Source organism: Pseudomonas lactucae (genome assembly GCF_016937615.1).
Classification (GTDB): Bacteria; Pseudomonadota; Gammaproteobacteria; order Pseudomonadales; family Pseudomonadaceae; genus Aquipseudomonas; species Aquipseudomonas lactucae.
The window spans coordinates 14,546-29,207 of sequence record NZ_JAFHKI010000138.1 but is presented as its reverse complement, the minus strand read 5'-3'; the positions used below and the strand labels follow the sequence as shown (position 1 = coordinate 29,207).

The following is a 14,662-nucleotide window of genomic DNA, read 5'->3' as shown; positions in this document are numbered from 1 at the left end:
AGCTACAATGCGCGCCTCAACCGTGACAAGCCTGACTAAAAAAACTATGTCCTTGCCCAAGCATCACCTGGAATTGCTCAGCCCTGCCCGCGATGTTGCCATTGCGCGCGAGGCCATCCTGCATGGCGCCGACGCCATCTACATCGGCGGCCCGAGCTTCGGCGCGCGCCATAACGCCTGTAATGAGGTGAGCGATATCGCTCAACTGGTCGAATTTGCCCGCCGTTACCATGTGCGCGTGTTCACCACGATCAATACCATCCTGCACGACAACGAACTGGAGCCCGCGCGCAAGCTGATCCATCAGCTTTACGATGCCGGTGTCGACGCGTTGATCGTGCAAGACCTGGGCGTGATGGAGCTGGATATTCCGCCCATCGAGCTGCACGCCAGCACCCAGACCGACATTCGTACCCTGGGCCGCGCCAAGTTCCTCGACCAGGCCGGTTTCTCGCAATTGGTGTTGGCCGTGAGCTGAACCTGCAAGAGATCCGCGCCATCGCCGACGAAACCGATGCCGCCATCGAGTTCTTTATCCACGGCGCCCTGTGCGTGGCGTTCTCCGGGCAGTGCAACATCTCCCACGCGCAAAATGGCCGCAGCGCCAACCGTGGCGACTGCTCCCAGGCCTGCCGCCTGCCGTACACCTTGAAGGATGACCAGGGCCGCGTCGTGGCCTTCGAAAAACACCTGCTGTCGATGAAAGACAACAACCAGAGCGCCAACCTGCGTGCCTTGGTCGAAGCCGGTGTGCGCTCGTTCAAGATCGAGGGCCGCTACAAGGACATGGGCTATGTGAAGAACATCACTGCCTATTACCGTCAGCGCCTCGACGAAATCCTCGAAGACCGCCCCGACCTGGCTCGTGCGTCCAGCGGCCGTACCGCGCATTTCTTCCTGCCCGATCCGGAAAAAACCTTCCACCGTGGCAGCACCGACTACTTTGTCAGTGATCGCAAGATCGACATCGGTGCGTTCGACACCCCGACCTTTACCGGCCTGCCGGTGGGTACCGTGGAAAAAGCCGGCAAGCGTGACCTGCAAGTGGTCACCCATGAGCCGCTGTCCAACGGCGACGGCCTCAATGTGCTGATCAAGCGTGAGGTGGTGGGGTTCCGCGCCAACATCGCCGAACCCAAGGGTGAATTCGAAGAAGACGGCCAGAAGCGTTACCGCTACCGCGTCGAGCCGAACGAAATGCCCGCCGGCCTGCATCAATTACGTGCGCATCACCCACTCAATCGCAACCTGGACCACAACTGGCAACAGGCGCTGCTCAAGACCTCCGCCGAGCGGCGTATCGGCCTGTCGTGGGTGGCGCGCCTGCGCGAAGACCAGCTGCAAATCACCGCGACCAGCGAAGAAGGCATCAGCGCCGGCGTTGCCCTGCCCGGCCCGTTCGGCGTCGCCAACAAGCCGGAACAGGCACTGGATACGTTGCGTGACCTGCTTGGCCAACTCGGCACCACCGAGTACCACGCCACCCGCATCGAGCTGGATGCGCCACAGGCGTTCTTCATTCCCAACTCGCAGCTCAAGGCACTGCGCCGTGAAGTGATCGAAGCGCTGACCGCCGCCCGTGTTGCCGCGCATCCACGCGGAGGACGCAAGGCCGAGACCACGCCGCCGCCGGTGTACCCGGACGCGCATCTGTCGTTTCTGGCCAACGTCTACAACCAGAAGGCCCGCGACTTCTACCACCGTCACGGCGTCAAGCTGATCGACGCCGCGTTCGAAGCCCATGAAGAAACCGGCGAAGTGCCGGTGATGATCACCAAGCACTGCCTGCGTTTCTCGTTCAACCTATGCCCTAAACAGGCCAAGGGGGTGACCGGGGTGAAGACCAAGGTGGCGCCGATGCAGTTGATCCATGGCGATGAAGTCCTGACACTGAAGTTCGACTGCAAGCCGTGCGAGATGCATGTGGTGGGCAAGATCAAGGGGCATATCCTTGGGTTGCCGCAACCGGGCAGCGCCGTGGAGCATTTCAACCCGGAAAACATCATCTTTCAGGGCACGCACTGACCCGGCGAGCGCGGGGCAACCACCAGCCCCGCTGCAACCCCGCCGCCGCCAGCAGAATCGCCGCCACCCCCAGCCATTGCAGCCAGCCCAGGCGATGGCCGAAGGCAATCCAGTCGACGAAAATCGCCGCAATCGGGTAGATGAACGACAGCGCGCCGGTAATTGCCGTGGGCAGTTTCTGGATCGCGCCGTACAGCAGCACATACATCAAGCCGGTATGCACCACCCCCAGCGTGACCAATGCCGCCCAGGCATTGGGCGCCGCCGGCAGGCTGTTCCATGGCACCAGTGGCGCCAGCAGCAATGCGCCGGTGATGACCTGGATCAGCGCCATCAAGTGCGGCGGCACTTCCTTCAAGTGCTTGATGATCAGCGCCGCCACCGCATAGAGAAACGCCGCGCCCAGGGCCAGCGCAATCCCCGTCAGGTAATCCCCGCCCCCGCTCTGCTGCTCGCCATGGGCAGTGACGATCGCCAGCATCCCGAGAAACGCCACGCTCAGCCACGCCAGCTTCTGCACGGTGATCTTTTCACCCAGGAACAGCGCCGCCAGCATCACCAAGATGAACGGCTGCACGTTGTACACCGCCGTACTGATGGCGATGGACGCGCGAGAGTAGGATTCAAACAACAACAGCCAGTTACCGACGATGGCGACACCACTGAGCATCGCCAGTCCGAGTTTGGCCCAACTGAGCAGGTCCAGGCGCAGATAACCCAGCACCGCACACACCAGCAGCAGCGTGAGGCCGCCGATCACGCAGCGCCAGAACACCACTTCGATCACCGACACGCCCGACACCAGCACAAACCAGCCGATGGTGCCCGAGATCAGCATGGCGGCGATCATTTCCCACGAACCGCGACGAATGGATGAGTCCATGATTGATGCTCCTCAAGTGAGGCTCAATTATGGCAATCTGCTCGGCAGCGGCTCCAGTGACTAAACAAGGCAAAGTCGCACAATCACCTTTTCTTATTAGGCGTAAACCATGATCGACACCATCGACCAGCAACTGATCGCCGCCTTGATGGACGACTCACGTTTGTCCCTCAAGGCGCTGTCGGGCATTACGGGGCTGTCCTCGCCCAGCGTTGGCGAACGCCTGCGCCGCCTGGAAGAGCGCGGCGTACTGACCCATTACACCGTCGACATCGACCCCAAACATTTCGGTTACCTGTTGCAAGCCATCGTGCGCATCCGCCCCCTGCCAGGCCAATTGCAGGAAGTGGAGCGCCAGATCCAGGCAATTCCCGAGTTCACCGAGTGCGACAAAGTGACAGGCGACGACTGCTTCATCGCGCGCCTGCATGTACGCACCATGGACCACCTCGACAGCCTGCTCGACCGGCTCAACGGCTATGCCGAGACCAATACGGCGATCGTCAAGAAAACCCCGGTGAAGCGGCGTTTGCCACCGTTGACCAGCGGCTGAACGGCAACAAACCGATTCCCGTGGCAAACGGGCTTGCTGTGATGAGCAGGCTCACCACGACAACCCCGCTCATACATGGGGGTTAGTCATGAAGGGCCTTTGCGGCGGTCAGCAACCCCTGGAACTTGCGATAGCGCGCCGCCAACACCGGCTGCTGCGTCAGGTCAGGCTGATACCGCGCCTTGACCGGCATCCCCGCCGCCAGCAAACCCGCACCCGCCCCGATCGCCATAAACCCCAGCTTCGCCGCACCGATGCAGGCGCTCAACTCACTGCCGTGCAAGGTAAAGATCTGCCGTTGCAGGATATTGGCCAGCAACTGCGCCCAATACTCACTGCGCGCGCCGCCGCCCACCAGGGCGCAGGACGTCACGTCGGCGCCGGCCGATTGCACCGCGCGCAGCGCATCCAGCAAACCGAAGCCCACCCCTTCCATCACCGCATACCCCAGCATCGCCGGGGTGCAGTCATGGCCCAGGTGCATAAAGCCGCCCCGCAACAACGGATCGTTATGCGGCGTGCGCTCACCGGCCAGGTAGGGCAGGAACAACGGGGTGCCCAGCGGCACCGGTTGCCCGATCGGCAACTGCGCCTGCACCTGCTCCAGCAGCGTCTGTTCATCGGCCATGCCCGTGAGCCGCGTGACCCAGCGCAGGCAACTGGCGCCGGCGAGCATGGCGCCCATGGTGTACCAGCGCTCGGGCAATGCGTGGCAGAAGCTGTGCACCGCACTGGTCGGGTTGCCGGCGGCGTGGTCGGTAATCGCGACAATCGCCGCGCTGGTACCCAGGGTGATGAAACCGTCACCGGCGTTGATCGCGCCGATCCCCACGGCGGCCACCGGGTTGTCGCCGCCGCCGCCGGCAATCACCACGTCGGCGGGTAGACCCAAGCCCGTCAGGCTCACACGGGCACTCGCCGCACCGCCCTCCACCAGCCTGGGCATCTGCGCCGCTTCAAGGCCCGTAGCGCGCAGCATCGGTGTAAACCACTCGCGCCGCGCCACATCCAGCCACAGCGTACCGGCGGCGTCCGACATCTCGCTGATGCGCTCGCCACACAGCCGCAGGCGCAGGTAATCCTTGGGTGAGAGCACGCAATCGATGGCCTTGAACACCTCGGGTTCGTGGCGTTGCAGCCACAGCAACTTCGGCGCGGTGAGCCCGGCCATGGGCAGGCTGCCGGTCACCTCGGCAAAGCCCGGCCCCAGTTGTTCGGCCTCGGCGACAGCGCGCGAGTCGTCCCACAGGATCGCCGGGTACAACACACGGTCGTCAGCGCCCAACAACACCGCACCGTGCATTTGCCCGGACAGGCCGATACACGTCACGCGGTCAAACGCTTCATGGGCGCGCAATAGGTCAAGCGCTTGCAGACAGGCCTGCCACCAATCTTCAGGGGCCTGCTCGGACCAGCCGCTGTGGCGTCGCGACACGTTCAAGCGTACGCCGGTGTGGGCCAGCACCCTTCCGTCCAGGCCCATGAGAATGGCTTTGAGTTCGGAAGTACCCAGGTCAATGCCAAGGGAAACAGGACTGCTCATATACGTGTTATTCCAATCAAGAACAGCCACAGGAGTTACGCAATTGCAGAGTCGGTGCCAGGCGCACACTCTGCGGCGGCGCGTCGGGCGCGGCCATGCGTTGCAGCAACAGGTCGACCGCGCGGGCGCCCAGCGCCTTGACCGGCTGTGCGATCAGGCTCAGGCGCGGCACGAAGAAGTCGGCCCATTCAAAATCATCAAACCCCACCAGGGCCATCTGCCCCGGCACCTCGATATGCGCGTCCCGCAGGGCGTGCATCGCGCCGAGGGTCATCAGGTTATTACCGGCCATGATCGCGGTGGGCGGCGACGCCAGGCCCAACAGCTGCACCGTGGCCTGGCGTGCCGGTTCGGTATTGGAGCCGCCATTGACCAGCAACTGCGCGTCGAACCCCAACCCCTGCGCTTGCAACGCCGCGCGATAACCGGCCACCCGCTCATCCGTGGTGCTGAACCCGCTGCGCCCGGCGATAAAGCCGATACGCCGATGCCCATGGGCGATCAGGTGCTCGATCAGGGCCTGGGTGGGCTGGCTGTTCTCCACGCCGACCTGATCGAACCGCTCGCTCATCATCCGGTCCACCAACACCGCCGGAATCTCGTTGGCCCGCAGGTACTCCAGGGCCAATGAGCCGTTGGACGGTGCCAACACAATGCCGTCGACCCGCCGATGATGCAGCGCCGTGACCACCCGCAGCTCCTGCTCCGGGTCGTCATGGGTGTCGACGAACAACATCATGTAACCGTGTTTGGCGCACTCGGTTTCAATCGCGTGCACGGTTTCGCTGAAATAGTGGTTGGACAACGCCGAGATCGCCACGCCAATGGTGCTGGTACTGGAACGAGCCAGCGAGCGCGCCAGGGTATTGGGGATGTATCCCAACGCCTGGATCGCCCGCTGCACCGCCAGCACCGTGGCCGGGCTGACTTTGCGGGTGCCGTTGAGCACATGGGACACGGTCGACGTCGACACCCCCGCCCGGCTTGCCACATCGTCCATGGTGACCATGGCGCTGTTCCTCCATCAATGCCGCTGGATCAATGCTTGCTCGACCAGCCGCTGTACGTGCCGACGTTGTCGCGGGTGATCAGTTTCGGTGTCAGCAGGGTCACCGCTTCGGCCGGGGGTTTGTCATTGAGCAGGTCATTGCCCACGTTCACGGCGGTCTGGCCATGGCCCATGGATCCTGGCTGGCGGAGGCCTGGATCAGCGTGTCGGTCTTCAGCGCGTTTTCGATATCCGGCGCGCCATCCACCGAGGTAATGACGATGCCGCTGCGCTTGAGCTGCTTGGCCGCCAGGTCGCTGCCGATGGCTTGCGGATCGTTGATCGCAAACAGGCCGTCGATTTTGGGGAAGCGCGTGAGGTAACCCTGCATCACGTTCAAGCCGCCTTCACGCGAGCCCTTGCCGTCCTGGTCGTCGGACAGCACCTTGATATCCGGTGCGCCCGCCAGCGCGGCTTTGCAGCCTTTGACCCGGTCGGTCACGGCGGTCACCTGCGGGCCGTTCTGGATAATCACATTGCCTTTGCCCGAGAGTTTGTCCACCAGGAACTGGCACGCCAGTTTGCCGGCTTCGACGTTGTCGGTCTGCACCGTGGCGTTCACACCCTTGGCGTCCACATCCACCGCCACGACCACGATACCGGCGTCACGGGCTTTCTTGATCGCCGAGGCCATGGCGGACGGGTCGACGGCGTTGATCAGGATCAGGTCGACCTTGGACGAGATGAAATTGTCGATCTGCGAGAACTGCTTGCTCAGGTCATAGTCGGCCGACACTGAAGTGACCTTGACGTTGGGGTTCAGCTCTTTGGCGCGTGCGGTCGCGCCGTCGGCCAGGGTCACAAAGTACGGGTTACCCAGGGAGCCCATGCTGATGCCGAGGGCCTTGAGTTCACGCGCTTCGACGGCTTGGGACATGAGCGCAGCCAGAGCAATGACGGGAAATATGCGTTTGAAGTTCATGCGAGTCTCTCTTGTGATTGTTGTATGAGTGAGATCAGGTGCGCGCACCGGACTGGCGATAGCGATCCAGCGCCACCGCGCCAATGATCACGATGCCCTTGATGATGTATTGCCAGATATCCGACACCCCCAGCAGCACCAGGCCATTGGTGAGTACCGCGATAATCAGTGCGCCGATCAGCGTGCCGCCGATGGTGCCGACGCCGCCGGTAAAGCTGGTGCCGCCGAGGATCACCGCAGCAATCGCGTCCAGCTCATAGGACTGCCCCAGTTGCAGGCCATTGGCGGCGAACAGACGCGAGGCGCTCATCACCGCGCCGAGCCCGGCCAAAGCACCGGACATGGCGTAGACGAACAGCAGCACCTTCCACACCTTGATGCCCGACAGTCGCGCCGCTTCCGGGTTGCCGCCCACCGAATAGATCTGCACGCCCATCACCGTGCGCCGCAAGATGAACCACGATAGCGCCACCACCGCCACGGCGATCACCACCAGCCACGGCACACCGAGGATCGAGTCATTGCCGATAAAGGCAAACGGCAGGTCGGGGTTGAACACCGTCTTGTCGTCCGCCAACAGGCGCGCCAAGCCACGCATGGCCGTCAGTGCGCCGAGGGTGACGATAAACGGCGGCAGCCGCATGAAGGCGATCAACCCGCCGTTGACCAGCCCCAGCAACAGGCCAAAGCCAATCCCGGCGGCAATCCCGAACATGCCGAATTGCGGCGACATCGACGCTTGCAGCGCCACCACCGCCGACGCCGCCAGAATTGCCCCCACCGACAGGTCGATGCCCGCCGTAAGGATCACAAAGGTCATGCCCGCCGCCAGTACCACGTTGACCGAGGCCTGTTGGGTAATGATCGACAGGTTCTGCAGGGTCAGGAAGTTTTCGCTGGCCAGGGCAAAGCCCACCAGCAGCAACACCAGCACCGGCAACATGCCCACTGTGCGCATCAGCCCACGGGCGCGCTCTGCCTTGCCCATTGTTGCAATCATCGAATCAGCCATTGGCAACCACCTGATCGCCACCGGTGGCGAGGTCAATAATACGTTCCTGGGAAATAGCGTGGCCCGAAGCCCCGCCGACTTCGGCCACCAACTGGCCTTCGCGCATGATCAGCACCCGGTCGCAGGTGCCGATGATCTCCGGCAGCTCGCTGGAGATCACCACGATGCCGACACCGGCCTGGGCCAGTTGATTGATGATGCGGTAGATCTCGGACTTGGAGCCGATGTCCACGCCCCGCGTGGGTTCGTCGAGAATCAGCACATGCGGCTTGACCTCCAGCAGCCGCGCCAGCAACACCTTCTGCTGGTTGCCGCCGGACAACGCGCCCACATTGACCTTGCCCGATGCCACGCGGATCGACAGCGACTTGATCGCGTCATTCGCGCGTTGCGCGGCGTGACCACGGTCGAGCACACCACCGGCACGGGCGTCCGGTACACAGGCGCAGACGTTGATGTTGTCGGCCACGCTCATGTCCAGAAACAGGCCCTGGGCCTTGCGGTCTTCGGTGAGGTACACCACGCCGGCGCGAATCGCATCCGCGGGGTTACGCAGTTGGGTGACGGTCTTGCCCACCACTTCCAGGGTGCCGCTGGTGCGCGGGTCGGCGGCGAAGATCAAGCGCGCCAGTTCCGTGCGCCCTGCCCCCACCAGGCCGGCGATGCCCAGCACTTCACCGGCGTGCAGGTCGAAGCTGCAATTGCGTACCCGCTTGCCATCGGCCATGTCGCGCACACGCATCACCACCGCGCCGGGGTCGTATGCGGCGTGTTCCTTCTTGTAGAAGCCGGACAGGTCGCGGCCCACCATCATCTTGACCAGCACCTCGGCCGACAACGCGTCGCGGGTCAACTCGCCGATGTATTGGCCGTCACGCAGCACCGAAACCCGGTCGGACAGTTCGTAGATCTCGGCCATGCGGTGACTGATATAGATGATCGCCAGACCCTGGCTGCGCAGCTGTTTGATCAGTGCGAACAGGCGGTCGGTCTCGCGCGACGACAGCGGCGTGGTGGGTTCGTCCATCACCAGGATTTTGGCGTGGGCATGCAAGGCGCGGGCGATTTCCACCAGTTGGCGTTCGGCAATCGACAGGCTGCTGACCTTTGTCGCCGGGGTGAATTCGGCGCCCAGGCGCTGCAGTACCTCCACACAACCGTCCTGCATGCCTTTGCGGTCGATGGTCCAGCCACGCCGCAACTCACGGCCCAGGTAGATGTTCTCGGCCACGCTCAGGTTCGGGCACAGGCTCAGTTCCTGATAAATCACGGCGATGCCGAGGGCCTTGGCAGTGGCGGGGTTGAACGTGGGAACGGATTGGCCGCGAATGCGGATTTCGCCACCGGGGTCGGCCTGGTAGGCGCCGGAGAGGATTTTCATCAGCGTCGATTTGCCGGCGCCGTTCTCCCCCATCAAGGCGTGGATTTCGCCGGGGTAGACCTTCAGGCCGACACTTTTGAGCACGCGCAACCCGTTAAAGGTTTTGCTGATGCCCTGCATCTCGAGCAAGGGTTCAAGGCTCATGGATGAGCTCCTGGATTTATTATTTTTGTAGTTCAGCCCTCTGTGGATCAGAGCCGATTGCCACCGACTCTAATCAGATACATTTGCTTACGCAAGCGCTTGCGTCGTCCGTTTGTCGCTAGAAGAAACGTTTCACCAAGCACTTAATCGGTCATTTTCGAGTTTTCTAACGTTTTGGCAGCATGCGTGTCAGGGTGTTGTCTCGCACCCAATAGTGGTGAAACAGCCCCGCCGCCGCATGCAGACCGATCAACCCATAGCCGGCGTTGCCCAGCCACTCATGCCAGTGTTTGAGTGACTTGGCCATGTCCGGGTCCACGGCTACCAGCGAAGGCAACGCGAACTCGAAGTACGGCACCGGCTTGCCGGCGGCATTGAGCATCAGCCAGGCCAATAACGGTGTGACGATCATCAACGCATACAGTGCCAGGTGCATCAGGTGCGCCATCGTGGTCTGCCAGGCCGGGGGGCGCGGCAAGATCGAGGGGCGTGGTGCCAGTCGCCCCAGCAGGCGCAGCCATACCAGCAGGAAAATGCCTATGCCGAACAGTGCATGGCTGCCCAGCAACACGCCCCTCAGCGCATGGCCGCGAGGCAACAGCCCTTTGAGTTCAATGCAGGTGTAGACGCCGACAAACAGCGCCAGCATCAGCCAGTGCAGGGTCATCGACAGCGTGGTGTAGCGTTGTGGCAGCAGTTTTTCGCGCATGGGAAGGCAACCTTGTGCAGGAGTGACGGCCGCGACCGGCCATGGAAAGTCCGCGCCACACTGCCCTCGGAGTCTTAAGACAGTCTGAAGATCGTTAATAATGATCAGTTTTGCCACCTTCAGACTTCGTTAAGAAATGCCGCCGATACTCCGCCCAACTTCACTTGGGAGGCGTAGCGCCAATGCCCCGGATCGATTGGAATATTCCCTTGCCCGTGCTGTTCGGCCAGGCCGACAGCCCACCGATGCGCCTTACCCGCGCCCTGCCCCACGACCCGCAACGCCCGGCTTTGGAGGCGTTCATCCAGCAGCGCTTTCGCCTCGCCCATGGGGCCGATATCCGGCACTTCATGCCTCAGCTGTTTGGCGTCAGCCAGGCCAACGGTGAACTGTGTGCCGTCGCCGGGGTGCGACTCGCGCAGGCCGAGCCGCTGTTTCTGGAACGCTATCTGGACCATTCGATCGAGCCGCTCATCAGCGCCGCCGCCGAGCGCAACGTTGAACGCAGCGCCATCGCCGAAGTCGGCAACCTGGCGGCCAGCGATACCGGCAGCGCACGCCTGAGCATCATCGCCATTACCTGGCTGCTGGCGATGGCGGGGCTGGAATGGGTCGCCTTTACCGGCAACATCGGCCTGGTCAACAGCTTCCATCGCCTGGGTTTGAAGCCCGTCACCCTGTGCGCGGCCGACCCACAGCGCCTGGGCGATGAGCGTCATCACTGGGGCAGTTACTACGAAAGCCAACCCTGGGTGCATGTCGGCAATATCCGCGCCGGCTTCATTCATCTGCGCAACATGGGACTGTTTTCGCGCCTGGGGTTGCCTGCCACTGTGGAGGACACCAGCCATGTCGCCTGAAACCCGCCGTTTCCATGCAGTACTGCGCGCACATGCCGAACGCAATGACGGTGCTGTCGCCCTGTGGGGGGACACGTTGAAAATGGACTACGCCACGCTGTTCGCCGACGTCAGCGACCGTCAGCGACGCCTGCGCGATGAACGCGTCAAGGTGGTAGCCCTGGCCCTGGACAATGGCGTCGACGCCATGCTCTGGGACCTGGCCGTATTGTTCGAAGGTTTGACCTGCGTAACCTTGCCGCCGTTTTTCAGCCCTGCCCAGCGCGCCCACTGCCTGGCGCAAAGCCACGCCGAGCGGGTGATTGCCGAGCCGTATTTGGACGCTGAGTTGCACGCCCTCGGATACCGCAAGGCCGGTGAGTTCTGGTGCCGCACCTTTACAGGCCGACCGCCAATGCCGTTCGGCACTGCCAAGCTGACTTTCACCTCCGGCACCACCGGCACGCCGAAGGGGGTGTGCCTGAGCGCCGACAGCCTGCTGCGGGTCGCTCGCCAATTGCACCAGGCCAGCCACGTCACAGATCCACGCCATCACCTGGCGTTGCTGCCCATGGCCATCCTGCTTGAGAACCTGGGGTGTTACGCCGCGCTGTATGCCGGCGCCACCTTGAGTGTGCCCGGACAAAGGAGCCTGGGCATCCAGGGCGCCAGTGCGGTAGAGGCAGCGCAATTGTTTGGGTGCCTGGCGATGCGTCAACCCCACAGCCTGATCCTGGTGCCGCAACTGCTGTTGATGCTGGTGGTTGCCGCCGAGCAAAAGGCCTTCGATCCCCAAAGCCTGCGGTTTGCCGCCGTGGGCGGTGCGCGGGTATCCACCGCCTTGCTGCAACGCGCGCAACAGCTGGGCATACCGGTGTTCGAGGGGTACGGGTTGTCGGAATGCGCCTCGGTGGTGTGTCTCAACCAGGTCGATGCACACCGATCCGGCAGCGTCGGCAAACCCCTGCCCCACGTGCAGATCCGTCTGGCCGAGGACGGCGAGGTGCTGATCAAAGGTTCGACCCTGCTCGGCTACCTGGGCCAGGCCGAGCCGCCCGAACCGTGGTGGCCAAGCGGCGATCTGGGGGCCTTTGATGCCGACGGTTTTCTCTACCTCAAGGGCCGCAAGAAGCATCAGTTCGTGACCAGTTACGGGCGCAATGTCAACCCGGACTGGGTCGAAGCCGAACTGACCCAGGGCGGTGTGATTGCTCAGGCCTTTGTCTCCGGCGAAGCCCAGCCCAGCAACCACGCGCTGCTCTGGCCCCACCGTGCCGAGTGCACCGACGCACAACTGGCGGCCGCCATCGCCACAGCTAACAGCGCCCTGCCCGACTACGCGCAGGTCCACCACTGGACGCGTCTGGACGAGCCGTTCAGCGCCGCCAACGGTTTGCTCACCGCCAATGGCCGACCACGGCGCGAAGCCATCGTCGCCCGCTATCAAACCCTGCTTGTCCCTGCATTGAACGAGGAAACCCCATCGTGAACTTTTTCGACACGCTGCAAGATGCCACCCAACACGAACGTGAGGCGCTGTTCCAACTGCCGATCATCCGCGACGCCCTGGAGGGCAAGGTCAGCCTGGACAGCTACCGGGCATTCCTGGCCCAGGCGTACTATCACGTCCGGCATACCGTGCCACTGATGATGGCTTGCGGCGCACGTCTGCCGTCGCGCCTGGAGTGGCTGCGCAAGGCGGTCTGCGACTACATCGAGGAGGAATACGGCCACGAGCAATGGGTGCTCAATGACATCGCCGCCTGCGGGGGCGATGCGCACGCGGTGCGTGACGGCCGCCCTGGCTTGCCCATCGAGCTGATGGTCAGTTACCTGTATGACCTGATTGCCCGCGACAACCCTGTCGGCCTGTTCGGCATGGTCAATGTATTGGAAGGCACCAGTATCGCCCTGGCGACCCATGCGGCCGGCAGCATCCGTGATCGCTTGCAGTTGCCCGACACAGCCTTCAGCTACCTCAGTTCCCACGGCTCCCTGGACATCGGCCACATGGCGACCTACCGCGGCTTGATGAACCGCTTGGACGACCCGGCCGATCAGGCGGCCGTTATCCATGCGTCAAGGGTGGTGTACGCGCTGTATACCGATATGTTCCGTCACCTGCCGCGCGTCGCAGAGGCCAGCCATGCGCCTGTCTGATGCGCGCGTGGTACTGACCGGTGCCAGCGGCGGCATCGGCTTGGCCATTGCGGCCCAGCTGTGCGCCAGTGGTGCGCGGGTGCTGGCGGTGGCCCGTCATGGCGCAGCGCTGGGGGCGTTGCTCGCGCGCTATCCGCAGCAACTGTGCTGGGTGAATGCCGACCTGACGTTTCTGGCCGACCGGCGCAAGGTGCTGGCGGCTGCCGAAGCCATCGGCGGCGTCAATCTGCTGATCAACACGGCCGGGATCAATCATTTCGCGATGCTTGAACAGTTGGACGACAGCGACATCAACGGAATGCTGGCGCTGAACATCGCCGCACCGATCTGCCTGACCAAGCTGTTGCTGCCGCTGCTCAAGCAAGCTCCCGGCGCCATGGTGGTCAACGTCGGCTCAACCTACGGCTCGATTGGCTACCCCGGATACGCTACGTATTGCGCCAGCAAATTCGCGCTGCGCGGATTTTCCGAGGCCCTGCGCCGGGAGCTGGCGGACACCCGCGTGGGTGTGCTGTATGTCGCCCCGCGCGCACCCGCACCGGCATGAACAGCCCGGCGGCGCAAGCGTTGAACGACGCGCTCAAGTCCAATGTCGACGACCCGCACGCCGTCGCTTCGGCGGTGACCCAGGCCATTCTCAACGACCGTCGCGACCTGTACCTGGGTTGGCCGGAGCGTTTCTTCGTGCGCCTCAACAGCCTGCTGCCGAACCTGGTGGACCGCAGCCTGCGTAAACACCTGCCGCTGATTCGCCGCTTGAGCGACTCACCTGTCAATAAGGACGCCGCCCCATGAAACGCCTCTTCGCCGCACTTTTGCTCACCCTTCTGAGCCCATTGGCGTGGGCGCTGGATACCGCCGACCAACAACGTCTGAGCGATATCCAACTGCGCTGGGCGCATATCCAATACAACCTGCCCGAAGAGCAGCGCCCACATGCCTTCGAACAGCTTGCCACCCAGGCCACTGCCTTCACGCAGCTACGCCCCCAGGCGGCCGAGGCTTGGATCTGGTCCGGCATCGTCACCAGCAGTTGGGCCGGCGCCCAGGGTGGGCTCGGCGCGTTGAGCAAGGTCAAGTCGGCCAAGATCGACCTCGAAAAAGCCCTCGCCCTGGACCCCACTGCATTGCAAGGCTCGGCCTATACCAGTCTTGGCGCGTTGTATGACCGCGTCCCCGGCTGGCCCATCGGCTTCGGCGATGCCGACAAGGCCGATCAGTTACTTAAACAAGCCTTGCAACTCAACCCGGCCGGCATTGATAGTCTGTACTTCTGGGGTGATCACCTGTACCGCCAAAAGCGCTACGGCGAAGCCCGTGACGCCCTGCGCAAAGCTCTGCTCGCCGCGCCACGCCCCGGACGTGAAACGGCCGACGCCGGACGCCGCCAAGAAATCGACAGCGTGCTGGCCGAGATCCACCGCAAACTCAACTGACAGGGGA

At 63.2% G+C, this 14,662-nt stretch carries 11 protein-coding genes and 3 pseudogenes; 7 read left to right on the top strand and 7 right to left on the bottom strand.

Going from position 1 to position 14,662, the window contains the following annotated elements; translation table 11 throughout:
- The first annotated feature begins 46 nt into the window (after positions 1-46).
- Positions 47-2,025, top strand: a pseudogene (locus JWR98_RS23050) (peptidase U32 family protein).
- Here JWR98_RS23050 and JWR98_RS23045 read toward each other — a convergent pair.
- Positions 2,003-2,908, bottom strand: a complete 906-nt coding sequence (locus JWR98_RS23045; RefSeq protein WP_205491284.1) for a DMT family transporter — start codon at positions 2,906-2,908, stop codon at positions 2,003-2,005. The pseudogene JWR98_RS23050 and the gene JWR98_RS23045 overlap by 23 nt on opposite strands.
- Positions 2,909-3,017: 109 nt before the next feature.
- Here JWR98_RS23045 and JWR98_RS23040 point away from each other — a divergent pair, with 109 nt between their 5' ends.
- Positions 3,018-3,461, top strand: a complete 444-nt coding sequence (locus JWR98_RS23040) for an Lrp/AsnC family transcriptional regulator (protein ID WP_205491283.1) — start codon at positions 3,018-3,020, stop codon at positions 3,459-3,461.
- An 82-nt stretch (positions 3,462-3,543) separates the two neighbouring features.
- Here JWR98_RS23040 and xylB read toward each other — a convergent pair whose 3' ends face one another.
- The 6 genes and pseudogenes from xylB to JWR98_RS23010 all read right to left on the bottom strand — a co-directional run bounded on the left by xylB (position 3,544) and on the right by JWR98_RS23010 (position 10,220).
- On the bottom strand, positions 3,544-5,004 hold the full coding sequence (gene xylB, locus JWR98_RS23035; protein WP_205491282.1) for a xylulokinase: 1,461 nt from the start codon (positions 5,002-5,004) through the stop codon (positions 3,544-3,546).
- A gap of 16 nt (positions 5,005-5,020) precedes the next feature.
- Positions 5,021-6,013 (bottom strand): LacI family DNA-binding transcriptional regulator, encoded by a 993-nt coding sequence (locus JWR98_RS23030; protein ID WP_078733256.1) that lies wholly within the window; start codon positions 6,011-6,013, stop codon positions 5,021-5,023.
- A 29-nt stretch (positions 6,014-6,042) separates the two neighbouring features.
- A pseudogene (locus JWR98_RS23025) lies at positions 6,043-6,974 on the bottom strand (ABC transporter substrate-binding protein).
- Between the two features lie 34 nt (positions 6,975-7,008).
- Positions 7,009-7,986 carry an ABC transporter permease subunit gene (locus JWR98_RS23020; protein ID WP_078733258.1) on the bottom strand — a complete coding sequence of 326 codons (978 nt, stop codon included), beginning with the start codon at positions 7,984-7,986 and terminating at the stop codon, positions 7,009-7,011.
- Complete coding sequence (locus tag JWR98_RS23015) at positions 7,979-9,511, bottom strand: sugar ABC transporter ATP-binding protein (RefSeq protein ID WP_078733259.1); 1,533 nt, start codon at positions 9,509-9,511, stop codon at positions 7,979-7,981. Before JWR98_RS23015 ends, JWR98_RS23020 begins: the two co-directional genes overlap by 8 nt.
- 166 nt (positions 9,512-9,677) lie before the next feature.
- Positions 9,678-10,220 (bottom strand): cytochrome b, encoded by a 543-nt coding sequence (locus tag JWR98_RS23010; RefSeq protein ID WP_078733260.1) that lies wholly within the window; start codon positions 10,218-10,220, stop codon positions 9,678-9,680.
- Positions 10,221-10,402: 182 nt separating this feature from the next.
- Between JWR98_RS23010 and JWR98_RS23005 the strand changes: the two genes are divergently transcribed.
- The 5 genes and pseudogenes from JWR98_RS23005 to JWR98_RS22985 all read left to right on the top strand — a co-directional run bounded on the left by JWR98_RS23005 (position 10,403) and on the right by JWR98_RS22985 (position 14,655).
- Positions 10,403-11,080 (top strand): thermostable hemolysin, encoded by a 678-nt coding sequence (locus JWR98_RS23005; RefSeq protein WP_205491281.1) that lies wholly within the window; start codon positions 10,403-10,405, stop codon positions 11,078-11,080.
- Complete coding sequence (locus JWR98_RS23000; protein WP_078733262.1) at positions 11,070-12,548, top strand: AMP-binding protein; 1,479 nt, start codon at positions 11,070-11,072, stop codon at positions 12,546-12,548. The genes JWR98_RS23005 and JWR98_RS23000 overlap by 11 nt, the downstream gene beginning before the upstream one ends.
- Complete coding sequence (locus JWR98_RS22995) at positions 12,545-13,219, top strand: iron-containing redox enzyme family protein (RefSeq protein WP_078733263.1); 675 nt, start codon at positions 12,545-12,547, stop codon at positions 13,217-13,219. The genes JWR98_RS23000 and JWR98_RS22995 overlap by 4 nt, the downstream gene beginning before the upstream one ends.
- A pseudogene (locus JWR98_RS22990) lies at positions 13,206-14,014 on the top strand (SDR family oxidoreductase). Before JWR98_RS22995 ends, JWR98_RS22990 begins: the two are co-directional and overlap by 14 nt.
- Positions 14,011-14,655 (top strand): tetratricopeptide repeat protein, encoded by a 645-nt coding sequence (locus JWR98_RS22985; RefSeq protein ID WP_078733265.1) that lies wholly within the window; start codon positions 14,011-14,013, stop codon positions 14,653-14,655. The pseudogene JWR98_RS22990 and the gene JWR98_RS22985 overlap by 4 nt, the downstream one beginning before the upstream one ends.
- Positions 14,656-14,662 lie beyond the last annotated feature (7 nt).

Bases quoted from the DNA above. Each gene is read 5' to 3' on its own strand.
- JWR98_RS23045 (WP_205491284.1), bottom strand. From the start codon at position 2,908: ATGGACTCATCCATTCGTCGCGGTTCGTGGGAAATGATCGCCGCCATG.
- JWR98_RS23040 (WP_205491283.1), top strand. From the start codon at position 3,018: ATGATCGACACCATCGACCAGCAACTGATCGCCGCCTTGATGGACGAC.
- xylB (WP_205491282.1), bottom strand. From the start codon at position 5,004: ATGAGCAGTCCTGTTTCCCTTGGCATTGACCTGGGTACTTCCGAACTC.
- JWR98_RS23030 (WP_078733256.1), bottom strand. From the start codon at position 6,013: ATGGTCACCATGGACGATGTGGCAAGCCGGGCGGGGGTGTCGACGTCG.
- JWR98_RS23020 (WP_078733258.1), bottom strand. From the start codon at position 7,986: ATGGCTGATTCGATGATTGCAACAATGGGCAAGGCAGAGCGCGCCCGT.
- JWR98_RS23015 (WP_078733259.1), bottom strand. From the start codon at position 9,511: ATGAGCCTTGAACCCTTGCTCGAGATGCAGGGCATCAGCAAAACCTTT.
- JWR98_RS23010 (WP_078733260.1), bottom strand. From the start codon at position 10,220: ATGCGCGAAAAACTGCTGCCACAACGCTACACCACGCTGTCGATGACC.
- JWR98_RS23005 (WP_205491281.1), top strand. From the start codon at position 10,403: ATGCCCCGGATCGATTGGAATATTCCCTTGCCCGTGCTGTTCGGCCAG.
- JWR98_RS23000 (WP_078733262.1), top strand. From the start codon at position 11,070: ATGTCGCCTGAAACCCGCCGTTTCCATGCAGTACTGCGCGCACATGCC.
- JWR98_RS22985 (WP_078733265.1), top strand. From the start codon at position 14,011: ATGAAACGCCTCTTCGCCGCACTTTTGCTCACCCTTCTGAGCCCATTG.